Origin of the sequence: Paenibacillus pedocola (assembly GCF_031599675.1) — a bacterium.
Taxonomy (GTDB): domain Bacteria; phylum Bacillota; class Bacilli; order Paenibacillales; family Paenibacillaceae; genus Paenibacillus_AQ; species Paenibacillus_AQ pedocola.
Window position 1 is genome coordinate 5,874,432 of sequence record NZ_CP134223.1, and the last position, 25,684, is coordinate 5,900,115.

Annotated in this window: 16 protein-coding genes and 1 riboswitch; of the genes, 10 read left to right on the forward strand and 6 right to left on the reverse strand. The window is 50.5% G+C overall.

The window, feature by feature from the left end:
- The first annotated feature begins 290 nt into the window (after window positions 1–290).
- Both QU597_RS26170 and QU597_RS26175 read left to right on the forward strand, forming a co-directional pair.
- A complete protein-coding gene (locus QU597_RS26170; protein WP_310830426.1) occupies window positions 291–2,747 on the forward strand; it encodes an O-antigen ligase family protein in 2,457 nt (818 codons plus the stop codon).
- Window positions 2,748–2,879: 132 nt separating this feature from the next.
- On the forward strand, window positions 2,880–4,688 hold the full coding sequence (locus QU597_RS26175) for an LTA synthase family protein (RefSeq protein WP_310830427.1): 1,809 nt from the start codon (window positions 2,880–2,882) through the stop codon (window positions 4,686–4,688).
- A 112-nt stretch (window positions 4,689–4,800) separates the two neighbouring features.
- Here the strand turns inward: QU597_RS26175 and galU are convergent, their stop codons facing one another.
- Together galU and QU597_RS26185 are read right to left on the reverse strand one after the other, a co-directional pair.
- The gene (galU, locus tag QU597_RS26180; protein ID WP_310830428.1) at window positions 4,801–5,691 is read right to left on the reverse strand and encodes a UTP--glucose-1-phosphate uridylyltransferase GalU; all 891 of its coding nucleotides are present in this window, start codon (window positions 5,689–5,691) and stop codon (window positions 4,801–4,803) included.
- A gap of 453 nt (window positions 5,692–6,144) precedes the next feature.
- A complete protein-coding gene (locus QU597_RS26185; RefSeq protein WP_310830429.1) occupies window positions 6,145–8,664 on the reverse strand; it encodes a U32 family peptidase in 2,520 nt (839 codons plus the stop codon).
- Window positions 8,665–8,928: 264 nt separating this feature from the next.
- On the opposite strand from QU597_RS26185, the gene rfbA reads away from it, so the two are divergent.
- Together rfbA and rfbC are read left to right on the forward strand one after the other, a co-directional pair.
- Window positions 8,929–9,807: a glucose-1-phosphate thymidylyltransferase RfbA gene (rfbA, locus tag QU597_RS26190; protein ID WP_310830430.1), complete on the forward strand. Its 879-nt coding sequence runs from the start codon at window positions 8,929–8,931 to the stop codon at window positions 9,805–9,807.
- Window positions 9,808–9,827: 20 nt separating this feature from the next.
- The gene (gene rfbC / locus QU597_RS26195) at window positions 9,828–10,382 is read left to right on the forward strand and encodes a dTDP-4-dehydrorhamnose 3,5-epimerase (RefSeq protein ID WP_310833416.1); all 555 of its coding nucleotides are present in this window, start codon (window positions 9,828–9,830) and stop codon (window positions 10,380–10,382) included.
- Between the two features lie 455 nt (window positions 10,383–10,837).
- Here rfbC and QU597_RS26200 read toward each other — a convergent pair whose 3' ends face one another.
- Window positions 10,838–11,047, reverse strand: a complete 210-nt coding sequence (locus QU597_RS26200; protein ID WP_310830431.1) for a hypothetical protein — start codon at window positions 11,045–11,047, stop codon at window positions 10,838–10,840.
- Window positions 11,048–11,445: 398 nt separating this feature from the next.
- Here QU597_RS26200 and QU597_RS26205 point away from each other — a divergent pair, with 398 nt between their 5' ends.
- A complete protein-coding gene (locus QU597_RS26205) occupies window positions 11,446–13,077 on the forward strand; it encodes a nitrite/sulfite reductase (protein ID WP_310830432.1) in 1,632 nt (543 codons plus the stop codon).
- A gap of 475 nt (window positions 13,078–13,552) precedes the next feature.
- On the opposite strand, the gene uvrA is transcribed toward QU597_RS26205, so the two are convergent.
- Window positions 13,553–16,426, reverse strand: coding sequence for an excinuclease ABC subunit UvrA (gene uvrA, locus QU597_RS26210; protein ID WP_310830433.1), 2,874 nt, complete (start codon window positions 16,424–16,426; stop codon window positions 13,553–13,555).
- Window positions 16,427–16,791: 365 nt separating this feature from the next.
- Window positions 16,792–18,783, reverse strand: a complete 1,992-nt coding sequence (gene uvrB / locus QU597_RS26215; RefSeq protein WP_310830434.1) for an excinuclease ABC subunit UvrB — start codon at window positions 18,781–18,783, stop codon at window positions 16,792–16,794.
- Between the two features lie 180 nt (window positions 18,784–18,963).
- Here uvrB and QU597_RS26220 point away from each other — a divergent pair, with 180 nt between their 5' ends.
- Together QU597_RS26220 and QU597_RS26225 are read left to right on the forward strand one after the other, a co-directional pair.
- Window positions 18,964–19,746, forward strand: coding sequence for a flagellar motor protein (locus tag QU597_RS26220; protein ID WP_310830435.1), 783 nt, complete (start codon window positions 18,964–18,966; stop codon window positions 19,744–19,746).
- Window positions 19,743–20,627, forward strand: coding sequence for a flagellar motor protein MotB (locus QU597_RS26225; protein WP_310830436.1), 885 nt, complete (start codon window positions 19,743–19,745; stop codon window positions 20,625–20,627). Before QU597_RS26220 ends, QU597_RS26225 begins: the two co-directional genes overlap by 4 nt.
- Window positions 20,628–20,780: 153 nt before the next feature.
- On the opposite strand, the gene gcvH is transcribed toward QU597_RS26225, so the two are convergent.
- The gene (gene gcvH / locus QU597_RS26230; RefSeq protein WP_310830437.1) at window positions 20,781–21,173 is read right to left on the reverse strand and encodes a glycine cleavage system protein GcvH; all 393 of its coding nucleotides are present in this window, start codon (window positions 21,171–21,173) and stop codon (window positions 20,781–20,783) included.
- 234 nt (window positions 21,174–21,407) lie between these two features.
- Window positions 21,408–21,504: riboswitch (glycine riboswitch) on the forward strand.
- A gap of 249 nt (window positions 21,505–21,753) precedes the next feature.
- Here gcvH and gcvT point away from each other — a divergent pair.
- Genes gcvT through gcvPB form a run of 3 tightly spaced genes read left to right on the forward strand, consistent with a single transcriptional unit; the run spans window position 21,754 to window position 25,684 of the window.
- The gene (gene gcvT, locus QU597_RS26235; RefSeq protein ID WP_310830438.1) at window positions 21,754–22,878 is read left to right on the forward strand and encodes a glycine cleavage system aminomethyltransferase GcvT; all 1,125 of its coding nucleotides are present in this window, start codon (window positions 21,754–21,756) and stop codon (window positions 22,876–22,878) included.
- Entirely contained in the window at window positions 22,875–24,227 is a 1,353-nt protein-coding gene (gene gcvPA / locus QU597_RS26240) for an aminomethyl-transferring glycine dehydrogenase subunit GcvPA (RefSeq protein ID WP_310830439.1), read from the forward strand. Before gcvT ends, gcvPA begins: the two co-directional genes overlap by 4 nt.
- Window positions 24,224–25,684, forward strand: a complete 1,461-nt coding sequence (gcvPB, locus tag QU597_RS26245; protein ID WP_310830440.1) for an aminomethyl-transferring glycine dehydrogenase subunit GcvPB — start codon at window positions 24,224–24,226, stop codon at window positions 25,682–25,684. The genes gcvPA and gcvPB overlap by 4 nt, the downstream gene beginning before the upstream one ends.

Here is a 25,684-nt window from a genome sequence, read left to right on the forward strand (position 1 = left end):
ATAGATTCTATGTATTGACATAGCATTCTTAATATGTTGTAACTTAACTTCTCATCCTGCATCCTTCAGCATCCTTAACTTTATCATTAATAAATCGATATGTAGTACATGTATGATTATATATTAGAATAATTACCTCCAAACATCGACTTCCATCTTTACACACAAGTTCCTCTTTCTGGATTTATTATAATTTTGTGCACTTTTTATAAAAAGTGAATTAATACTGCCTCTTAGTATAGTCTTTATGCTAAAATATTGTCGTACCTACAGGAAAAGGAGATTAGAACGTGTCGAAACCAGTATACGGTAAAAATGCAGCTCAGTCGAGAAATGTTGAAAAAATATCCAGCCCGGTGTGGGCATTGGTTGCTGTTTTTATCCTGTTTTTGATCTGGACACCGTTCCAGGTGGGATTGTTTAACGGACAGCAGCTGGACTTTGAAAAGCCAATTTATGTATCCTCCCTGCTTAGCGGCCTCATGCTGCTGGTCTGGATGGGCTTGTACTTCACAAAGTTCAAGCTGGAGGAGCAGCGTGACCTGGTTGTTGTTGCATCACTACTGCTCCCTATCACTTATGCCTTGTCGCTCTTTGGTGCGGCTTCGCACTATATGGCGATGAATCTGCTGTTGATTCAGAGCATGTATATAGCAATATTCATTATAGCGTTATATCTGCTCAAGCAAAAGCAACTAAATGTTGTCATTCAAAATGCAATTCTTGCGGTTTCTTATTTTATTGTCGCTTTTGGGCTGATTAACTGGCTTGGCGGGGCGAAATTTGCTGGTGCTCTGGTTGGCTGGTTCTCTAACACCGTGCGTAACAGCAAATATTTAGATGCCGTAATGACAGACTCTAATGGTCTGCGTCTGACTTCTGTTTTCCAATATGCGAATACATATGCCGCCTTCCTGATGGCATTTCTGTTTGTAGCCGTCTTCGCTCTGATCCGCTCCAAAAAGTGGTACGGAACGTTGACGCACGGTTTTATGCTGGTGCCGATTATCGTATCGCTGCTGCTGACCTTGTCCCGTGGCGGACTTGTCATGCTGCCAGTGGTATTTATTCTATTGCTGATTCTGCTTAAGCCCGCTCAGCAGATTCTCTGGATAATTCATCTGGCACTTGCCGGCATTGCCGCTCTGGCGGTCACTAACCCGCTGACTACTCTCGGTACAGAGCTCAATACGGCCTTCACCTCTGGTGCTGCTGTTAAAGGCTGGGCTTACCTGATTGTCGCTTCTATTGTAGTAGCAGGACTTGGATGGGCGGTACAGCGGTTTGTAGCCCCCTGGCTGGAGCAGAAGCTCGGCGTTTGGAGCTCCCGCAAGCTTGCCGGACTGTGGCTTCCGCTCGGTTCACTAGTCCTTGTAGGTATTGTTGCCTTCCTGCTGATTGGGACAAGCGTGCGCAGTATCCTGCCAGCCAACATCGAAACCCGACTGGAGAACATCAACTTTAAGCAGCATAGTGTACTGGAACGCTTCACTTTTTATAAAGATGCCTTAAAGGTTGTTAAGGATTATCCGATTCTCGGCGCCGGCGGCGGCGGCTGGGCATCACTATATGAGCACTATCAGAATAACCCTTACACAAGCCGCCAGGCGCATAACTTCTTCCTGCAGTATTTGATTGAGGTTGGGATTGTCGGTTTTATCGTGTTTATTGGCTTTATCGGATATATTTTCTATAAGTACATCCGCGGTTACCTGAAACGTGATAAGGATGACTTTGCGAATGGTTACTTCTTCTATATTATTGCGTTATCCATTCTGGTACACAGCTTGCTGGATTTCAACCTAAGTTATGCTTTTATGGGCATTCTGGTCTTCCTCAGCCTTGCCGGTATGGGTGTAGCGATGGACAGCAGACCCTTGCGCCGGAACTGGAATAAATCAAGCCTGCGGATTGGCTACTTCGCCATCCTTGCAGCAGGCACTCTGTTCCTTCTGTTCCTGACCATCGGCTACCTCGGATCGAGCAACGCCGCAATGAAGGCTAAGAACCTCATCGGGGTGAGCCAGTCCTATGAAGAAATCAAAACTCCTCTGATAGAAGCGTTGAAAGACCGTCCTTTCCATCCGGAATCGGCGCTTTACCTTTCCTCTATAGACCAGCAGGTATTTAATCAGACGAAGGATGAGCAATACCTTGAGGAAGCCTATAGTGTTGTATCCCGCGCGCTTGAGGACGAACCGTATAATAAAGAGCTGTTGAAGCAATTGGTAGGTTACTATGATCTAAAGGGTCAAGGTGATCTCAGCTATACCGTTTACCGCGATAATGCAGATAAGTTCAATTGGGATATCGAATGGTATGACGCTCTGATCAGCCGTTCCTTTACCCTTGCATACGCCGCCTATGATCAGAAGGATGATACCAAGAAGCAGGAATATCTCGCAGAAGGCCTTCAGGCTTACAAGCATGTAGTTGATGGTGTTGAACATCTGAAGACTCTGCCTCCAGAACAGCTGCAGGGACGTCCGTTCTCCGTTACACCTAGCATCGCACTGAATGCAGGCAAACTCCAGCTGATGTCAGGTGATAACGAAGTTGCGGCAGCTACCCTGAAAACCGGCCTAAGCGAAGATTATAAAGACGCCACTAACCGCGAGATTGCCCGGTGGTATCTAGCTGCACTGAAACGTAGCGGAGGCCAGGATCAAGCTGTATACGATCTGCTAATTGCAGCTGATGCTGCGGAAGCTACACAGATTGATGCGATTGCCGCACAGCAGTTCTAAGGATCATATTAGCCTTGCCCTTTCGGCTCTATTAAAGAGTCGAAAGGGCTTTTTTACCGGCAGGAGCTTTAAGGCTACTTTCAGATAACTATCGTATGCTGTGGTCTCAACTTACGATCGGAGTGAATTTATTTGAGACCTTTATTCTCTTCAAAACGATTTTTATCTACAATTCTCATCTTATTTATAAGCGGATTTGTATTGAATTTTTTCATGCAGCTATCCACAGTTAACTTAAATATCTTACAGAGCATTTGCTGGGTTATCCATTTCCCTTGGATTTATTTAATCGGAAGTGTTTTTTTCTTTTTATTATTACTGATTTCTTTAGCACTCATGCCAATTACATATTTCGGTCCGGCAATATTTTTTTTATTTTCCATAGTTTGTGGCTTTATAAATTATAAAAAATTAAACATAGTCGGAGAACCATTGTATCCATGGGATTTCTTGTTAATAAAGAATGCAAATGAAATGCTGCAAATTTCTGAGGGGATTGTTTCTCCAATTGAACTAATAACTGTTGTAACAATAGCATTGGGGTTAATATGGGGAGTTAGCAAGATACCAAAAGTCAGGACTTCACTTCCTATCCGACTCTTATTAATCTTAATACCAGGCTCACTAATTACTGGGTTTATTATTGTCGTTGTAGGAAATCAACATTTATTAGCGTCGATCAAATACCAAAACGTGTACTGGAATCAAAAATCTAATTACACTCAGAATGGTTTTGTTTTTGCATTCACAGCTAACCTAAAACAGAACATGATAGACAAACCTGCCGGATACAGTCTAGAAGCAATTGAGAAAATAGCCGCAAAATATAGTGCTGACCCAGAGGATACAGCTTTGGATGTACCGGTTGAACAGCCTAACATTTTGTATGTTATGAGCGAATCTTTTTTTGATCCTACGCGACTATCTAACTACTCCTTCAGTTCTGATCCGCTAAAATTTATACATGATGAACAAAATTCAACGCCATCCGGGTATATACTTACTCCTGAGTTTGGCGGAAATACAGTTAATGTAGAATTTGAAGCACTTACGGGAATGTCTATGTATTTTCTTAAAGATGGATCTATTCCATATCAACAAAAACTGGTTAAGATGAGCTCAGTTCCTTCTATAGCCAGTATACTTAAGGAGAGAGGTTATCGGACATTAGCAATTCATCCGTTTGATGAAACCTTCTATAATCGTAATAGTGTTTACCCAATCCTCGGATTTGATCAGTTCATCAGTGATGACGATATGAAAAATACTGAAAGAATTACTTCGAGTGCATATATTTCAGATCTTTCCGCCGTAAAAGAAGCTGTAAGTGAACTCCAAGCTTCCACCGCTCCAACCTTCTTACATCTGGTCACAATGCAGAATCATCTCCCTGTTGTTAACGGAAGGAACGGAACCAGCAGCATTACAGTCACCGGTCCTGACTCTTCAGAAGATGCACAATTGGGAGCATATACACAAGATGTTAAAATGAGCGACGAAGCCCTAGCTTATCTACAGGAAGAATTAAGGACTATTAAAAACCCGACAATTGTTATTTTTTGGGGTGATCATCTTCCAGGTTTAGCCTCAGCTATTTATGCAAACTCAGGCTGGGATGAAAACTACAGACTGGAGCATGAGACAACCTTATTAATATTAGCCAATTATGATATCGGTAAAGAAGCATTAGGCACTTTAAGTCCTGTCTATCTCGGCCCGACAGTCTTTAAGTTGGCAAATCAGCCCCTTCCTCCTTACTACAAAATGCTGAGCGAAATACAGTCTCTACTACCTGGATTAAGTAAAGGGGTTCTATTAGATTCGACTGGGATTGTTACTAGTCTGACTGCTGCTCAACAGGAACTTTTGGATGATTACCTACTAGTTGAGTATGACATTCTTGAAGGTGATAACTATTCACAGGACCTATTATTTTATTGAATCTAACTTTATGTAACCAAAAAAAGCAGAGTAGTAATTCTCATAATGGAGAAGTCGCTACTCTGCTTTCTTCTTATAATTTCGTATTATTTTTTCATTTCAGATACTAACTCTACAGCCTGGCCGTCTTCCCGGCCTCACTGTTAATTATCTCTTTAAGATAATCCAGCAGACCTTCCTTAAGCTCCTCATGCTGCAGTGCATAATGAATGGTTGTCTGGATAAAGCCCATTTTCTCGCCGACATCATGGCGTTTGCCTTCGAAATCATAAGCGATAATCCGTTCCACTTCGCTAAGCCGTGCGATTGCATCTGTGAGCTGGATTTCTCCGCCTACCCCTACCTGTTGCTCGCCGAGCATATCAAATATACGCGGGGTTAAGATATATCGTCCCAGTATGGCTAGGTTGGACGGTGCATCCTCACGTTTTGGCTTTTCTACCAGCCGGTTGGCTTTGTAGACACGGTCCGCCAGGGCAGTGCCATCCACCAGACCGTACCTGGATACCTCTTCCCAAGGCACTGGCTGAACACCCACGATGGAGGATTTATATTGGTCATAGACCTCAATCATCTGTTTGAGGCACGGCTTGTCTGATTCGACGATATCGTCACCCAGCAGAACCGCAAAGGGTTCATTGCCGATAAATTTGCGGGCACACCAGATAGCATGTCCCAGGCCGCGTGGTTCCTTTTGCCGGATGTAGTGAATGTCGGCCATCTCAGAGGATTTGCGTACAGACTCGAGCAGCTCCCACTTCTGTTTCTCCGCAAGGTTGAACTCCAGCTCAAATGAGTTATCAAAATGATCTTCAATCGCGCGTTTACCTTTCCCGGTTACGATGATAATATCCTCGATTCCCGAGGCAACGGCTTCTTCGACAATATATTGAATCGTCGGTTTGTCTACAATTGGCAGCATTTCTTTGGGCATCGCCTTAGTTGCGGGCAGAAAGCGGGTACCCAACCCAGCCGCGGGGATAATAGCCTTACGTATCTTCATGATATAGCTCCTTCTGTCTGCTTTTGTTCTTTGCACCCTAGCTTCCGTAGAAACTTGGCATAATTACATTTATTATAGCAGTTCAGGAAGTCTTTTGGCAGTAATATTGTTATATATTAGGATCTGTTACTCTTTATACAAAAAGAGCCAGGGTGCCTTCAGGCGCAGCTAATATGCCCCTGAGTCACCCTGACTCTATATAATAATTAGTACTTTATAGATTAAACTTGTGATTTTCTATTTTGGATTGGCTGTGGCTACAGAGAATGTTTGGACTTCCAGCCGCTGTTGTCTGCAGATTTCTTGATATATACCGTTTCACGGTGGAAATCCGCAGACAAAGGCGGACGCTTCCGCTCTTCCAGTTCCAAAATCCCCCTCCACCACTTCTCCTTATTTATTATTTTCAAGTTCAATCTATAGAAGTTAAATATTCCGCCATGCTGCCGGACTTTACTTGGCATTCACCAGTTGTCCGCGTGTGACCCCAAGCTGGTTAGTGGCCTTGAGGCTCTTCCAGACTTGAGTGCCGGAGATTTCACCGCGCAGCGCACGGGTGTAGAGGCTGATGACCTCGGCCACCTGCTCCGGTGTTTCTTCCAGAAACTCTACCCGGAAAGAATTTACGCCCAGCTCACGGAAATTGTTCAGGTATTCCGCACCGGACTGTTCCACGGCATTATAAACAGTGTTGCGGCAGCCTTCGTCTACACGGACAGGATGGGACATACCAATCCGGTCCTGCAGGGAAGCACGGTGCTCTTCACAAGGGCGTCCGCAGTTCGTGTAGTCGGTGCCTTCGCTCATGAAGGTGCAGTACACACAATGCTCGGTATGGAACATTGGAAGATGCTGATGAATCACAACCTCCATGCGTGAGGTATCGCTGTGTTCGAGCAGATCAACCATTTGCTGAATATTCAGATCATAGGACGGCGTCACTGTATCTAAGCCGGCGTTCAGGAATAGCTCCACCGCCTTATGGTTGGCGATATTCAGCGAGAAGTCGCCGATCAGGCGCGGATGCACGGCATCCGGCTGCTCCATACGGCGCTTGAGATAGTAATACAGCGCGCCTGTATTACGTACCAGCACCGCATCCGGCTCCAGGCGCAGGATGTTGGCGTGGTAGCCGTTCTCGCCCGGCATATGGATGCGCGGCGTGGCCAACGCAATACTGGCCCCCGCAGCCCGCACAGCGTCCACCGCTGCCGGGAACTGCTTGATGAACTCGAAGTCGGCGTAAATGCTTCTTACGCCGGCTTCGAGCGCAGCCTGCACCTGCGGCAGGCTGCGGCACAGCGCGGTGAGCTCCGCCTCACCGCGCGGGCCTGCGGCGCCCCTGCGAAAGGCGTCGCCGTAAACCTCTACCGCCCGTTTCACGTAGACGGGCGGTTTCGGGCGCTCGCCGGCAAGCAGCTCCACCGCCTGGCGGCGGATGCTGTTCAGCTCGCGCATAGGCACGATCACGTCGCCTTCCAGCTGCGACTCCAATGCCTCAAGCTGGAACACGGTCCCGCCCAGGCGGCCGAATTGTTCTTCCAGCAGGGCGGCATCCATCGGACGCTTCTGCGCGGTTTCCAGCAGCAGCTCCGAATCCACGCGGACCGTAACGTTCTTCTGAACGTCGGTCCACCAGGTGGCCAGCGGTTCGCCGACGCGGCCCTCTACCTTTACCTGAACCGGGAAGACGCGGTACGGCTTCTCGGTTTCGTAAGACTGGCGCAGCGCCTTATCGAGCGCCGGGTCATTGGTCTTCCAGATGCGGTCGCCGACATGCAGGCGGCGCAGATCAACGTCATTACGCCCCGGCACGATGTCGATGATCCAGCCTTCACCGGCTTCGCCTTCTAGCTTCACGCCTTTGCGGCGCAGATCATAGACACGGCCGCCTTCTTCCTTCTTCGTCGGATCACCGGCATCGAACACAATACCGTCTCCGCGCTTGAGCGGAGCATGAATGCGGCAGACTACACCGTCACGCAGAATTTGCTCGACCGTCCCCATGTACACACCACGGCTTTTTGGAAAAGTTCCATCTACCAGCTTCTTATTATTCGTCCCTTCCAGGAAGCCATGCGTGAAGCCGCGGGAGAAGCTCTGCTGCAGCTCACGGATATCTTCCTTGGAGGTAGGAGACCAGTTCCCGTCAAAATAACGGTCAATCGCTTTACGGTATTTGCTCACTACGTTAGCCACATACTCCGGGCTTTTGAGCCGGCCTTCAATTTTGAAGGAGGTTACGCCCGCTTCGATCAGCTCCGGCATCAGGTCAATTGCGGCCAGATCCTTAGGAGACAGCAGGTAAGTCACATCCCCCATCGGTTTCACTTCTCCGTCCACCATCAGGTCATACGGCAACCGGCAGGCTTGGGCACATTCGCCGCGGTTCGCAGAACGTCCGCCCCACATTTCAGAAGTCAGGCATTGCCCTGAATAAGATACACACAGCGCACCGTGCACGAACACCTCCATCGGCAGGCGGGCCTGATCCCCGATGGTACGGATTTGCTTCAGATTATTTTCCCGGCCGAGCACTACGCGCTCCATTCCCCAGGGCTTCGTAAACTCCACCGCTTCCGGCGAAGTAATTGTCATTTGCGTTGAGCCGTGGATCGGGAAATCCGGAGAAATCTCGCGGATCATTTTGACCAGACCCAAGTCCTGCACAATCACCGCATCCACACCCGCATCCACACAGGCATCGATCAGCTCCTTGGCATCTGCCAACTCATTTTCAAACACCAGTATATTAAACGTCAGAAAGCCCTTCACTCCATAACTGTGGAGAAATGCCATAATTTCCGGCAGCTCGTCCATACGGAAGTTGTTGGCTCTCGCCCGCGCATTAAACTTCTCTACGCCAAAAAAGACAGCATCTGCCCCGTTCGCCACTGCTGCACGCATACAATCCCAGTCACCGGCCGGAGCCAGCAGCTCCACGTCTTCTCTGCGTATTCCTTGCTCGTTCATTTATATCCTCCCAAACCGCTATTTAGCGGGTCTTTTCCAAATCTTTAACTTATTAATTGTATCAAATATCACACTTATCCGCCACCAAAATAGAAACACCTGGATTTATTTTTTACTCCGAGACATCTTAGCGTATACATGTATTCTTGCCCTGATAGACAAATCAAGAACATAAAGCGTAAAATATAATTTGAAAAGAATGAATACGAAAAAGATTACACTAGTCCCAAAATTTACATGCAGCAAGGAGAGTCGAAAACGGTTATGAAAGGCATAATTCTTGCGGGAGGAAGCGGCACCCGCCTTTATCCTCTCACAATGGTGACCAGCAAACAGTTATTGCCGGTCTATGACAAGCCCATGATTTACTATCCTCTGTCCACGCTGATGCTGGCAGGCATCAAAGAAATTCTAATAATCTCTACTGCTGAGGATACACCCCGTTTTGAAAATTTGCTCGGCGATGGCTCCCAATTCGGAATTTCGCTGCAATACATTATTCAACCAAGTCCAGACGGACTTGCGCAAGCTTTTATTTTGGGTGAATCGTTTATTGGGGAAGATTCTGTAGCTATGATTCTTGGAGACAACATTTACTACGGCAACGGCATGACCAAGATCCTTAAACAAGCTGCCGGAAAAGAACACGGCGCAACAGTTTTTGGTTACCATGTGCCCGATCCCGAACGCTTCGGTGTGGTGGAATTTGACGAAGACGGCAAAGTTCTCAGTGTCGAAGAAAAGCCGGAGAACCCTAAATCCAATTATGCGGTTACTGGCCTGTATTTCTATGACAATCGCGTGGTTTCTTTAGCTAAGGAAGTGAAGCCGTCACAGCGTGGGGAATTAGAAATCACGTCAATTAATGAAGCCTATTTGAAATTGGGAGAACTGGATGTCGCCCTGCTCGGACGCGGTTTCACATGGTTGGATACTGGAACACACCAAAGTCTGGTCGACGCAACTAATTTCGTCAGAACAATTGAAGACCATCAAGGCATTAAAATTTCAGCCCCTGAAGAAATTGCTTATATCAATGGCTGGATTACAAAAGAACACCTGCTGGAATGCGGACATAAACTGAGTAAGACCGGATACGGTCAATATTTGATTAAGGTAGCTTACGGCAAAATCCAATTTTAATAACTGAAAGAGTGAATATGATGAATTTTACCAAAACTAATCTGGAAGGCGTCCTCGTTGTTGAACCGGCAGTCTTCGGAGATCACCGAGGCTGGTTTATGGAAACCTACAACGAAGCAAAGTTTCAGGACCAAAGTCTTGGCTATAAGTTCGTTCAGGACAATCAGTCCTATTCGGCCGTTAAGGGAACTTTGCGCGGACTGCATTTCCAATTAAATCCAAAAGCTCAAACCAAGCTCGTCCGCTGCACACGTGGATCCATTTATGATGTGGCGGTAGATATCCGTCAAGGCAGCCCATCTTACGGCAAGTGGTTCGGTATTGAACTAACCGCTGAGAATAAAAAGCAACTACTCATTCCTAAAGGCTTCGCCCACGGTTTCATAACGCTGACTGAGGACGTGGAAGTTCAATACAAATGCGATGAGCTGTACTCACCAGAATGCGATGGCGGTATTTTGTGGAATGATCCTGACATCGGTATTGAATGGCCTATTAATGTTACTCCCGTGCTGTCTGCCAAAGATGAGAAAGCCCCTCTACTTAAAGATGTCTCACATAATTTCTTTTATTAAAAGGTAATATGTTATATTGACCGCGGCGGATTATTCAAGACGACCCCCATCTTCTCAACAGACAGTTTCAGCACAAATAACGACCAAGGTCGCAAGCGGCCATGGTCGTTATTTGCAATATGTTACTTTTCTTACACGCCCATCAAAACGATTGAAGCACCTTTGCAGCAGCGCCTGTTGAACTCGTGTTAGATTGGCATCGTTCAGAGTCAGAAGGAGCTTGTAAATCAAGGAATTACAAAAAAAAAAAACGAATATTGCAGAAATGAAGTTTTTGCTCATTTTCGGTAATTAATTCATCCACCGAATTATCTGGAAGCATTCCCTAAGTTTTTAAGACCCTTCAACACTTTCCTCTTCTAGTCAGATTTTCAAGATCTTTTTATCTTGGTATAGTGGGCCTCAAATCGTTCAGTTGTTCTCAGCTTAGGTCAAAGGTAAATGTTCATTCCCGGTCAGCTTAACCAGTTCATGATCATCGCATAGTCGGAAACGGCAAATACCAGCAGGCTCACTACACCGAAGGCAATGGCAAATTTGTTCTTCTGGGGAGCACGGAGCAGCCGAAAGACGCCGATCAAGATCAGGATGGTGAACATAATCATAAAAAGATCGAAGGTATGAAATTTAGACGGTTCTTGCACAGCAGCTTCTGCAAGCAGCATGGCATTACCTCCTCAAAAGTGTTGTCAAGCAAGTTCCTCTAATCCATATCTCCCTCTATGTTATCGCTACCATTTGCCTGGCGCAATAGGAAATCCACAAAAAATCGGTAAATGTCACAAGAAATATTTTTCACAGCTGGTTTCTGCCCTCAAAATATGATTAACCTCGTTGACGAATGAAAAAAACAAAGCACACTCGATTTGAAGTCTCGTTGTAGTGTAATTGAACTATCAGCAGGATCTAAGCAAGCTATAAAGAATCGTTATATCGTTTGCTACAACTCTCACAGCCTGTTCTTAGCGTGTTATGTTACCATCGAGCATAATATCTCAGGAATACTACCGGAATTCATGCAATATCACTGAAGGGGATATCCTGGCAGAGAGGAAGTTATACGATGGCTTACGAACCGGTTTGGAGTGCTGATCCAGAAAAGCTGAGCAAATTTGAATTTGTTAAATTGCAGAAAGACGGGCTGGACATCATCCGCACTATTATTGAAAAGTATGCCCTGGAGGGGTTTGATTCTATCCCGGCCGAAGAGCTTGATCTTTTTAAGTGGGCAGGGGTTTATCAGCAAAAGCCGCGAGACGGCCATTTCATGATGCGTGTCCGCATCAATACCGGCATTATGACCTCGGATCAGGCGAGAGCCATTGCCGAAATCGCCCGATTGTACGGGCGGGGGCTGATTGATGTAACCACCCGGCAGGCCGTCCAGTTTCACTGGCTGACGGTTGAGAACTTCCCGGACATTTTCCGGAGGCTGGAAGCTGCTTCGCTCTATTCCTATGAAGCCTGCGGGGATTGTCCGCGGACCATCGTGGGTAATCCGCTGGCGGGAATCGACAAGGACGAGCTGTTCGATACGACCGCGATCGTGGAGCAGCTGAATGATTTCTTCATGCTGAACCGGGATTTCTCCAACCTGCCGCGTAAATTCAAGTTGTCCGTCTCCGCCAATTACTATAACAATGGACAAGCTGAGATCAACGATCTGTCATATACCCCGGCTGTCAAAATCATAGACGGAAAAGAAACCGCCGGTTTCCATGTGATGGTGGGCGGAGGGCTCTCCGCAAAGCCGCATCTTGCGCAAAAGCTCGATGTATTCGTCAAACCGGAAGAAGCGCTTAAGGTCGCAGCCGGTGTTGTGACGCTGTTCCGTGATTACGGCTACCGTGAAAAACGCCATCATTCCCGGCTGAAGTTTCTCGTCGCTGATTGGGGTGCTGAGAAATTCAAGGAAAAGCTGTTTGAGATTATTGGCGAGTTGCCTTCACGCGGCGAAGACAAAACGCTCGGCTGGCAGGCCGCTTATTTCGACGGTGTACATCCGCAGCGCCAGACAGGACTGAGCTATGTCGGGCTGAACGTTCCGGTTGGACGGCTGAACAGCGATGAGCTTATTCAACTAGCAGATTTGGCTGACTCCTATGGTGAAAGTAAAATCCGTACAACCATGTCACAAAACATCATTCTCAGCGGCATCCCGGATGACAAGCTCCCCGAGCTTCTACAGGCACCCGTGCTACAGAGATTGTCCCCGGAGGCCAAAAATTTCATCAGCCGCACCGTATCCTGCACCGGCAATGAATTTTGCAATCTGGCACTCGTGGAAACGAAAGAGCGCGCTGTGAGTGTAGCTGAATATCTTGATGAGCGGCTGCAGCTGAAAGAGAAGCTGCGGATTCATTTCATCGGCTGTCCGAACGGCTGCGGTCAAAAGCATGTTGCCGATATCGGCCTGCAGGGCTCACTGATCAAAACACCGGAAGGTATGGTGGATGCCTTCGACATCGCGATCGGAGGAACCCTAGGCACTGGCGATCAAGGGCCGGCTGCCCAGTTTACCCGCCCGTTAAAAGGCCGGGTAAAGGGGGAACGGGTGGGTCCCGTCCTGGAGCAGCTGATAACTTATTACAGCGAGCAGCGGAGTGAGACGGAGAACTTCCATTCCTTTGTTGAACGTGTTGGCATTCCCGTAATTCAGGAGCAGTTCACTGCGATTTTGGCCGCTGAGGGTTGAAGTAAGCTGAGTTAAGTTAGAACACTTTAAATAACTCTTATTGGTTCCTGCAAGTTCGACCGTGCATATTAGGACTTGCATGTAGGACCGTAATTGTTGGACTAAACATATTGAAATGTACACAAATACAAGCATAAAAAGCACGCCGCATGCGGGATGACCGCGTGCGGCGTGCTTTTTTGGGATGGCTGGTTTCTATTAAAGGGAATTTCTCCACCTATTTTGGCCTAATCTGGTTCTAGACCGAAGTAGCGGGAAAAAGTCCAACTAGATCTTCTTATACACAGATATCTAAGGAAGTTTGAGTGATTTAGATGGAGCTTTTCCACCTAAACCCTCTAAAACCGCGGAAATGAGCAATTTAGTTTGCTTTATTCCAACTACTCACCCTTCGGCTGGTCAAGATACCTTCACCGTAGAACTTATAATGTTGAGTTGTACTTAACCATTGGCCATACAGTAACAGTATCAGTTACTATACAGTTTCCGTCGTTTGCAGCTCCATGGCCTCTGTCCGCTCTGTATCGCGGATCAGGATGGGCTTCAAATATCTGCCGGTGTAGGACTCTTCGACGGTAATCAGCTTCTCCGGGGTTCCGGTTGCCAGTACAGTTCCGCCGCCGCTGCCGCCTTCAGGTCCCATATCAATGATGTAATCTGCGGTTTTGATCACGTCGAGATTATGTTCAATGACCAGGACCGATTCACCGGAGTCCACGAGACGATGCAGTACCTCCAGCAGACGGCCGATGTCGTCGACATGCAGCCCTGTGGTCGGTTCATCGAGGATATAAAGCGTCTTACCCGTGCTGCGGCGGTATAGCTCGGAAGCCAGCTTCACGCGCTGGGCTTCACCGCCGGATAATGTCGTTCCAGGCTGGCCGATATTGATATACCCAAGACCCACATCCAGCAGTGTCTGCATTTTGCGGTGGATACGCGGAATGTTCTTGAAGAACTCGGTGGCATCCTCTACGGTCATCTCAAGCACATCAGCGATGCTCTTACCTTTATATTTAACTTCCAGGGTCTCCCGGTTATAGCGTTTGCCTTTGCACACTTCACAAGGAACATAGACATCCGGCAGGAAATGCATTTCAATCTTAATGATTCCGTCTCCACGGCAAGCCTCACAGCGCCCGCCCTTCACGTTGAAGCTGAACCGGCCCTTTTGGAAACCGCGTACCTTGGCCTCATTGGTTTTGGAGAATAGATCACGGATATCGTCGAACACGCCGGTATAGGTTGCCGGGTTCGAGCGCGGAGTACGGCCAATCGGTGACTGGTCAATCTCAATGACCTTATCCAGGTTTTCCAGGCCGCGGATTTCCTTGTGCAGACCGGGACGGACCTTTACCGCTCTATTCAACTGCCGGGCTAGACTCTTATAGAGAATCTCGTTGACCAGGGAGGATTTGCCTGAACCGGATACGCCGGTCACGGCCGTAAAGACACCCAGCGGGATCTTCACATTGACATTCTTCAGGTTGTTCTCCTTGGCTCCGCGGATCTCGATCCAGCGGTCATCGGTCGGCCGCCGCTTGGAGGTAACCGGAATGAACTTGCGTCCGCTCAAATATTCCCCGGTCAAGGAGTTCGGATCATTCATAATCTCCTGCGGTGTGCCTTGGGCAATCACGTTCCCGCCATGAATCCCTGCACCCGGGCCTATATCAATAATATAGTCAGCAGCCATCATCGTATCCTCATCATGTTCAACCACGATCAGGGTATTGCCGAGATCGCGCATATGCGCCAGTGTGGAGATCAGCCGGTCATTGTCCCGTTGATGCAAGCCGATACTGGGCTCGTCCAAGATGTACAGAACGCCCATTAGACTGGACCCAATCTGGGTAGCAAGCCTAATCCGCTGGGCTTCTCCGCCTGACAGTGATCCCGCCGCACGGCTGAGCGTCAGATAATTCAGACCCACATTGACCAGGAAGCCAAGCCGGCTGCTGATCTCTTTGAGGATGAGATGGGCAATTGCCGTCTCTTTCTCATTCAGTACAAGACCCTCAAAAAATTCTTGGCAGTCGCCAATAGAAAGATCCGTCACATCGGCCACATTGCGCTCATTGATCGTAACAGCGAGAATTTCCTTCTTCAGGCGTTTGCCCTTGCAGACATGACAAGGCTTGGCACTCATGAAGCCTTCGATAAATTCACGGATTCCCTCAGAAGCCGTGTCCCGGTAGCGCCGTTCCAGATTAGGAATAATTCCTTCAAAGGCAACCAGCGCATCCTTCTTCTGGCCAAAGTCGTTCTCATACCGGAAGCGGATCTTCTCGCTGCCCGTTCCGTGCAGCAGCTTATTCATCTGTTCAGGTGTCAGCGTGCTTACCGGAACATTCTGCGGAATCTTAAAATGCTCGCAGACCGACTTGAGAAACTGCGGATAATAATTAGAGGTGCTGCCGGTCCAGGCCAGAAAAGCACCTTCTTCGATCGATTTCTCCGGGTCAGGAATCAGCAGGTCCGGATCGACAACCATATTCATCCCCAGACCATCACATTCCGGGCAGGCCCCGAAAGGACTGTTGAAGGAGAACATCCGCGGGGCCAGCTCCTCAATACTGAAGCCGCACACCGGGCAGGCAAAATTCGAACTGAACAGCAGCTCCTCCTGGCCGATAATATCCACCAGAATTTGACCGCCGGACAGCTTGAGTGCGGTTTCGAGGGAGTCGGTCAACCGGGTCTGTACATCGTCCTTAATGACGATACGGTCTACTACAACTTCTATGGTGTGCTTTTTATTTTTCTCGAGCTCAATCTCTTCCGTAACTTCACGCAGCTCTCCATCGACACGCACACGAACGAAGCCCTGCTTCGAGATGTCGCTGAACAGGCCTTTATGCTCGCCTTTGCGTCCGGAAATGACCGGTGCCAGAATCTGCAGCCGGGTCTTCTCGGGAAACTGCATAATCCGGTCAACCATCTGTTCCACGGTCTGCGATGTAATTTCAATCCCGTGATCCGGGCAATGAGGATGTCCGATCCGGGCAAACAACAGGCGCAGATAATCGTAAATCTCCGTTACCGTTCCTACCGTCGAGCGCGGGTTACGGCTGGTAGTCTTCTGGTCAATCGAAATGGCCGGGGACAAGCCATCGATGGAATCAACATCGGGCTTCTCCATCTGACCCAGGAACTGGCGGGCATAAGCCGAGAGGGATTCTACATATCGACGCTGTCCCTCGGCATAGATCGTATCGAACGCAAGCGATGATTTGCCGGAGCCGCTAAGTCCCGTCAGCACAACGAAGCGGTCCCGCGGAATCGTTACGTCAATGTTCTTGAGATTGTGCGCCCTCGCGCCTTTGATTACTATGTTTTCGTTCGCCAACGGTAAAACCTCCTAATTGAAATACTTAAAGAAATTTTTATAAAAAATTTTCGATCCCTCCCAAACCCTCCCTTCCAAGGGAGGGCCTGGGGGGCTGCGCCCTCTGGACACCCGCAAGGGTTGGGGAAAGAGTGTGGTGGGATGGACTTAGTTACCTTGGTGCCAGGAGCGCTTATCCCTACGGGACCGCTGGTATGCAGACGCTCCGGAGGGCTGTCCCTACGGGAGGCGCTAACTGACCACTGCGGCTATCCCTTCGGGATGCGCTAACCGACAACAGCCTATCCCTTTGGGAGGTGTAGACACTTTATCTAAAAAGAACGGCCTGGGAAGCGCCGTTCCGGTTCGTACTTGGAAGTATTGCTTTATTCGGCCCGCAGCTCCAGCAACGCGTCACGCAGCTCGGCGGCGCGTTCGAATTGCAGGTTCTTGGCGGCGTCCTTCATCTCAGCTTCCAGACGCTGCATCAGGCTTTGTTTGTCTTTCTTGTTCATCTTGCCGCCCACGCCGGTGAGATATTCTGCTTTGGACTCGGCCACCTTGGTGGCTTCGATGATTTCGCGTATCTTCTTATTAATGGTCGTCGGAGTGATGCCATGCTTCTCATTATAGGCAATTTGAATCGCCCGGCGGCGTTCGGTCTCGCTGATCGCCTTCTCCATGGAGTCCGTGATGCGGTCGCCGTACATAATAACACGGCCTTCCGAGTTACGGGCTGCACGGCCGATGGTCTGGATCAGTGAACGCTCTGAACGGAGGAAGCCCTCCTTATCGGCATCCAGAATCGCAACTAAGGATACCTCCGGCAAATCCAACCCTTCTCTTAACAAGTTAATACCCACCAGGACGTGGAACGTACCGAGGCGGAGATCGCGCAGAATCGCCATCCGCTCAAGCGTCTTAATGTCGGAGTGCATGTAGCGGACCTTGATGCCGATTTCCTTGAAGTAATCAGTCAGATCCTCTGACATTTTCTTCGTCAGTGTAGTCACCAGCACCCGTTCGTCCCGCTCTACGCGTTCACGGATCTCGCTGATCAGATCATCGATCTGCCCTTCTGTCGGGCGCACCTCGATAATCGGATCCAGCAGACCGGTAGGCCGGATGATCTGCTGCACCATCGTGTCGCAGTGTTCCATTTCGTAAGGGCCCGGTGTTGCTGAGACATAGACGATCTGCTTTACTTTGTCTTCGAATTCCTCGAACTGCAGCGGCCGGTTGTCCAGCGCGGACGGCAGGCGGAAGCCATGCTCCACCAGCACAGTCTTGCGCGCCCGGTCACCGTTGTACATGGCCCGGATCTGCGGCAGTGTGACATGGGATTCATCAATGACAATCAGCATGTCATCCGGGAAATAGTCCATCAGGGTGTACGGGGTCGCTCCCGGTTCCCGGAAGGTCAGCGGTCCGGAATAGTTCTCAATCCCGGAGCAGAAGCCGACCTCCTTCATCATTTCGATATCATAGCGGGTCCGCTGCTCCAGACGCTGGGCTTCCAGCAGCTTGCCTGCTTCGCGGAGCACCGCCAGCCGTTCCTCCAGCTCGCGTTCAATATTGACCAGCGCAACCCGCATTGTCTCCTCTTGGGTAACAAAGTGAGAGGCTGGAAATATCGCTATATGATCGCGTTCCCCGATAAGCTCTCCGGTCAAGACATCAATCTCGGTAATCCGCTCAATCTCATCACCGAACAGCTCGACCCGGATGGCATGTTCTCCCTGTGATGCAGGGAAAATCTCAATAACATCTCCGCGCACACGGAACGTGCCGCGTACGAAATTGATGTCATTGCGCTGATACTGGATATCCACGAGCCGGCTGAGAATCTGATTGCGCGGCTTCTCCATGCCTACACGCAATGAGAGCAGAAGACTTCCATATTCCTGCGGCGAACCGAGACCGTAAATACAGGATACGCTCGCCACAATAATAACGTCGCGCCGTTCAAACAAGGAGCTGGTTGCGGAGTGCCGCAGCTTATCTATCTCTTCATTAATGCTGGAATCTTTCTCGATGTAGGTGTCGGAGGAGGGAATGTAGGCTTCCGGCTGGTAGTAATCGTAGTAGCTGACGAAGTAGTCGACGGAATTGCTCGGAAAAAACTCCTTAAACTCGCTTGCCAGCTGTGCAGCCAGCGTCTTGTTGTGTGCGATAACCAATGTGGGCCGGTTTAGCTTAGATATCACTTGTGCAATGGTAAAGGTCTTCCCTGTACCGGTTGCTCCCAGCAGCGTCTGGTGCTTCTTGCCCTGCCGGATGCCGTTCAATAATTCCTCTATGGCATGAGGCTGATCGCCCTGGGGTGTATACTCGGACTCCAGTTTAAAAGTCTTCGTACTGACGACAATGTCGCTCATTTGCCCGTCTCCCCTCTATCGTCTAAAATATAGTAATATATTATAATTGTGGTCTGATTGTCCTGATCCCATACGATACAAAAAAATATGGAAGATAAGAATACCTGTTCCCGTTTATTATACAGTGTTGCCTACCTTGATGCAAACCATAATATATTGAAAACTAAGGAGACTGATCCTATGGATATCACCTCAATCATCGGCCTCCTGGCTGGACTGGCCGCACTCGTCGGCGGTTTCTTCTGGGAAGGGGGCAACCTGTCCGGTCTGCTGCAGCTCAACGCCGCCGTCATTGTATTCGGAGGAACGCTTGCCGCTGTTCTCATCAGCTTTCCCGCCTCCAAACTGCGCTCCATACCGTCTGCGCTGCGTATCGCTTTTGGCAGACAGCCGGATACCAACTATGTCAAAGCGGAAGAGTTAGTATCTATGGCTGCCATTACACGGCGGGGCGGAGTGCTCGCACTGGAGGAGCAGGCTGAGGAGCATCCCGATCCCTTTACCCGTGAAGGGCTGCTGCTCATTGTCGACGGAACAGATCCGGATCAGGTCCGCCAGATTCTGGAGCTGGATATGGATGCCAAAGAGCTGAAATACGAAAGCTATGCCAAAATCTTCGAGGCGGCTGGAGGCTATGCTCCGACGATGGGCATCATCGGCACAGTCATGGGACTTATTCACGTACTCAGCAATCTTTCCGACCCGTCCAATCTGGGTTCATCCATAGCCGTCGCATTTACAGCAACCTTATATGGTGTAGCGAGTGCTAATTTAATATTTTTACCCATCGCCTCCAAAATCAAATCCCGCAGCCAAACGGAGCTGAACAGCATGGAAATGCTTCTCGTCGGTATCCTTGCCCTGCAGAACGGGGATCATCCTCAGCTCGTGCGCAAGAAGCTGAGCTCTTTTGTGGCGGATTCAGCAGCGGATAAAGACAGCCCTTCAAGAGGCCTGCTATGAGGCAGAGAAACCGGCGCAGCCGCAGGGGAAGCGCGCATGAACCCAGGGACCGCTGGATGATTACCTATGCGGATCTGATTACGCTGCTGCTTATTTTTTTCGTCATCATGTACGCTATGAGCAGCCTGGATACGGAAAAATATAAAATCGTCACCGGGTCGCTCTCCGAGACCTTTAAGACCGGGAACCCTGTACTTGAAGGCGGTAGCGGACTGCTGGACGGCGAAAACGGAAGTCAGAACAGCAGCCCCGCGAACGGGCAGGAAGAAGATAGCGGCAGCGGAAATGGCGAGAGCGCCAGAAACAGCGAAGGATCGGAATCAGGAGGCACAGGTGCTGGCACCGGAGCCTCCGGGGAGAGCCAGAATGTGCAGCCGTCGGCGCGGGAGCTGGCTTTTCGCGAGCAGGAAGCTAAGCTGGCTGCCCTGATGGGGGTTATCACTAAATATGTCGATGACAATAATCTTGACGGCCAGATCTTTGTCGCGGACAAGCCGCAGGGCATAGCCATTACGCTGAGCGACCGCTTTCTGTTCGATGTCGGCAGAGCTGAACTGAAGCCGCCTGCGCTTCCGGCCTTACGCCAGCTCTCCGGATTATTCCGCGGCATCGGGGCTTCCATCAGTATCGAAGGGCATACGGATAATACTCCGGTATCTGCCGGATCGCGGTACAGTGACAACTGGGAGCTGTCGGGTGCCCGCGCCCTTTCGGTGCTGCGCTTTTTCCTGGACAGTGAGCGGCTGAGTCCCGCTACCTTCCAGTATGCAGGATATGCCGACACCAGACCTGCTTACGATAATTCGACTACAGAGGGCCGCCAGAAGAACCGCCGGGTAGAGCTGATTGTCCTGCGCCAGCTGCAAGAGGAGGAGCAGTAACATTTTTCAGCCCGCAGAAACGCAAAAAGACAGACCCCGCACATAGTATTTAATCATGTGTGAAATCCGTCCTGTAGATAACGGGTGCCTGCCCCCTTCCGGAAAAGGAGCGGGCAGCCTTTTTTTGTCTGAAAAATTTTATAAATCCAAGTGTTATTCCCCGACCAGTTCGCGGTAAGCAGCCGCATCCAGCAGTCCGGAAACAGCCTCATCATACTCACCGTCAAGCTCCAGTTCAAAAATCCACCCGCCGCTGTATGGCTCGTCATTAATCAGTTCCGGGCTGGCCTCCAGCGCATCGTTGATTTTGGTCACCTTTCCCGAGACCGGTGAATATAATTCGGAAACCGTCTTCACAGACTCAATGCTGCCTACACTGTCGCCGGCAGAAATAGCTGAACCCACTTCCGGAAACTCCACAAATACGATATCACCGAGCAAATGCTGGGCATGATCCGTAATCCCGACCCGTACTACGCGTCCTTCACCCTGCTGCGCCCATTCGTGCTCTTCGCTGTATCGCAGGTTGTCTAACACTTCACTCATTTCAAGCCGCCTCATTTCCGAATTTGGTGTTGTAAATTTAGTTATAGACTAAGTTATCGTCCTCCGCAATGTCAATATTACTGACAGGAAATTTAAATTTGTCATCTTTTTGACGTTTTTTTGTTGACAGCGCGCCTTGATACCCGGTTTAATGGAGACAGCAGACATTCATGGCGCTTGTTCGCGCCACTTCAGATGTTGAAATTTCAGGATAGAAAAACATATGGTTTGCGAATGATGGCATAGGGAGAGACTGTCTCACGAAGACAGCGCCGAAGGAGTAAGCCCCGAAGCGGGTGAATCTCTCAGGCAAAAGGACCTTTGCCGGACGCATCTCTGGAGAGCATCAGGCCCTGCACCTGCAGCGTACTGATCACCAACGGGGAAACCTGCCGGATGAAATGCTGTGCAGGGTAACTCTCAGGTACAAAGGACAGAGCGGAAGGCTATTTATGCGCGCAGCGCGTATTTGGCCTCCGCTCTGTCCTTTTTTTATTGTCTACAGAACCGGGCACCGCAACCTTCCGGGAGCGGAATGGCCGCTTTTGCTTGCATGTAATTAGACCAAGGGAGTGAGCACATGGATGATTTGAAAAGAACGCCTTTTTACGACCTTTATTCTGCTTATGCAGAGGCAAGATGTATTGATTTCGGCGGCTGGGAGCTGCCGGTGCAGTTCACCGGAATCGTCAAGGAGCACGAAGCCGTCCGCCAGCAGGCCGGATTGTTCGATGTATCGCACATGGGGGAATTCTTGGTCTCCGGCAGCGGCTCGGAAGCTTTCCTGCAGCAAATGACGACCAATGATGTCAGCCGCCTCACGGACGGCGCGGCGCAGTATACCCTGCTGCTCTACCCTAACGGCGGAGTTGTGGATGATCTCCTGGTCTACCGCCTCGGCGAAGAACGCTACATGCTCGTCGTCAATGCCTCCAACATCGACAAAGACTTCCAGTGGCTGCAGGAGCATCTCACTGCTGAATTCAGCGGAGTCAGCCTGAAGAATGTCTCGGACGAAACTCTGCTGCTGGCATTGCAGGGCCCGCTGGCTGAGATCATCCTCAGCGAAGTTACTTCGGCACCGGTCACTGAGCTGAAGCCATTTCACTTCATCGAGCACGCCATGGTCTGCGGTGTAGAGGTGCTCCTCTCCCGTACCGGTTACACCGGCGAGGACGGCTTCGAGCTGTATGCCCCGCAGGATACAGCAGCCGCCTTATGGAACGGCCTGCTGGCAGCCGGAAGCAAACACGGACTTACGCCCGCCGGCCTCGGCGCGCGCGACACACTCCGCTTCGAAGCGAAGCTGCCGCTGTACGGCCAGGAGCTATCGGCGGACATCACCCCGCTGGAAGCGGGCGTGCAGTTCTTCGTCAAGCTGGATAAAGCCGGCTTTATCGGCAAGGAAGCGCTGGTGAAGCAGAAGGAAGCCGGCCTGCCCCGCCGCCTCGTGGGACTGGAAATGATCGACCGGGGTATCCCCCGCTCCCATTACCCCGTCTACGCGGATGGCGTGAAGATCGGCGAAGTGACCACCGGAACCCAGTCCCCGACACTCAAACGCAATCTCGGACTTGCGCTGCTGGATGCAGCCTACAGTGAAATCGGCACAGAAGTTTACGTGGAGATCCGCGGCAAGCAGCTGAAGGCTGCTGTCGTCAAAGCGCCGTTCTACAAAAAGAGCCAAGGAGTGAAGCCGCAATGAAACACCGTTATCTGCCCATGACTGAACAAGACCGCCAAGAGATGATGGAAGCGGTCGGAATTCAGTCCATGGAGGAATTGTTCTCCGATATTCCGCAGGCTGTCCGTTATCAGGGCACGATGCCGATGTCGGAAGCTCTGGATGAATACGCTCTGCTCCGCCATATGAAAGAATTGGCCGACAAAAATGCCAATTTCGATACCCATGCCAGCTTCCTCGGCGCCGGGCTCTATGACCACCATATCCCGGTTGTCATCAATCATGTTATTTCCCGTTCGGAATTCTATACAGCTTATACCCCATATCAGCCGGAGATCAGCCAGGGCGAGCTACAGGCGATCTTCGAATTTCAATCCTACATCTGTGAGCTGACAGGCATGAAAGTAGCCAATGCCAGTATGTATGACGGCGCTACTGCTTTCTCGGAAGCGGCTGTCCTGGCTGCCGGTGCTACGAAACGCAAGAAACTGATTGTTTCCCGCACGGTTCACCCGGAGGCACGCCAAGTGCTGCACACTTCGGCCGGCGCCTGGGGTCTGGAAGTCGTGGAAATTGACTATAAAGACGGCGTAACCGATCAGGCGAAGCTGGCTGAAGCCATCGACGCTGATACTGCAGCAGTATTGGTGCAGTCCCCGAACTTCTTCGGGGCGATCGAGGACCTCGGGGCCATCGAACCGCTGATCCATGCGGTAAAAGGCCTGTTCGTGGTTAGTGCCAACCCGCTGGCGCTGGGCGTTCTGGAAACGCCGGGTAAGCTCGGGGCCGACATCGTGGTCGGTGACGCGCAGCCGCTCGGCATTCCCGCTTCACTCGGCGGTCCAACCTGCGGCTTCTTCGCTGTAGCGGAGCCGCTGATGCGCCGCATGCCGGGCCGGATCGTCGGCCAGACGGTGGACCGTAACGGTAAGCGCGGCTTCGTCCTGACCCTTCAGGCCCGCGAGCAGCATATCCGCCGCGAAAAAGCGACCTCGAACATCTGCTCCAACCAGGCACTGCTGGCGTTGTGCGCTTCCGTATACTTGTCCGTAATGGGCAAAGAAGGCATGCGCGAGGTTGGCGGCCTGAATATCCGCAAAAGCCATTATGCTGCAGGCAAGCTAGGAGAATTGAATGGTGCAGCCCCTGCGTTCACCGCGCCGTTCTTCAATGAATTCGTCCTGAAGCTTCCGGAAGGAAGCAGCGTCAGTGAGATTAACTCGAAGCTGATTCAAGCAGGCTTTATCGGCGGTTATGATCTGGGCCGTGATTATCCGGAGCTTGCCGGACATATGCTGATTGCCGTCACCGAGAAACGAAGCAAGTCTGAAATCGACCAATTCGCTAAGCTATTGGAGGGCTGTATATGAAACCGGAACAAAGTCTGATCTTTGAGCTTAGCCGTCCCGGCCGCTCAGCCTATTCCCTGCCGGTATGCGATGTTCCCGAGGATGAAGCGATTGAGTCGCTTATCCCGGCCGGATTGCTGCGCAGCCAGCCAGTTGTACTGCCGGAAGTATCCGAAGTGGATGTCATCCGCCACTACACTGCCCTTTCCCGCCGCAACTTCGGCGTCGACAACGGCTTCTACCCGCTCGGCTCCTGTACGATGAAATATAATCCGAAGATCAATGAAGATGTCGCCCGCTTCCCAGGTCTGGCCAAGATTCACCCTTACCAGCCGGAAGAAAGCATTCAAGGCGCACTTGAACTGATGTATACCCTGCAAAAGGATCTGGCCGCACTCACAGGTATGGATGCTGTGTCCCTCCAGCCCGCCGCCGGAGCCCATGGAGAATGGACCGGCCTAATGATGATCCGCGCTTACCATGAGAGCCGCGGCGAGAAGCGCACCAAAGTCATCGTGCCGGACTCCTCGCACGGCACTAACCCGGCCAGTGCTGCAGCTGCCGGATTGGAAACCGTAACTATTCCTTCAAATAGCAAAGGAATGGTTGATCTTGAAGCCCTGAAAGCAGCCGTCGGCAGCGATACCGCTGCGCTGATGCTGACCAACCCGAGTACGCTCGGGCTGTTCGAGACGCAGATTGTCGAGATCGCCGAGATTGTTCACGAAGCAGGCGGCCTGCTGTATTACGATGGTGCAAACTCCAATGCGATCATGGGCATCACCCGCCCGGGCGATATGGGCTTCGACGTCGTGCATTTGAATCTGCACAAGACCATGAGCACCCCGCACGGCGGCGGCGGCCCGGGAGCAGGACCTGTCGGCGTAAAAGCGAAGCTGATTCCGTTCCTGCCGCAGCCAACTGTAGTCCAGAACGAAGACAGCAGCTTCTCGCTGAACTACGGCGGACCGGAATCGATTGGCCGGGTCAAAGCTTTTTACGGCAACTTTGGTATCCTCGTCCGTGCTTATGCCTATATCCGCACCTACGGACCGGACGGCCTGCGTGTGGTTTCCGAGAACGCTGTGCTGAACGCCAACTATATGATGCACCGGCTGGCGCCGTATTTTGAAATCCCGTACCCGGGTGTCTGCAAGCATGAATTTGTCATGTCCGGCCGGAATCTCAAGCAATACGGCGTGCGTACACTTGATGTAGCGAAACGCCTGCTCGACTTCGGCTACCACCCGCCGACCGTCTACTTCCCGCTGACCGTTGAAGAATGTATGATGATCGAACCAACCGAAACGGAGAGCAAAGAAACGCTCGACGGCTTCATTGAAACGATGATTAGAATCGTCAAGGAAGCCCAGGAAACGCCGGAGATCGTGATCAACGCCCCGCACACTACGGAGATCAGCCGTCTGGATGAGACCCAGGCTGCGCGGAAGCCGGTATTGAACTGTTCCTGCGGCTAA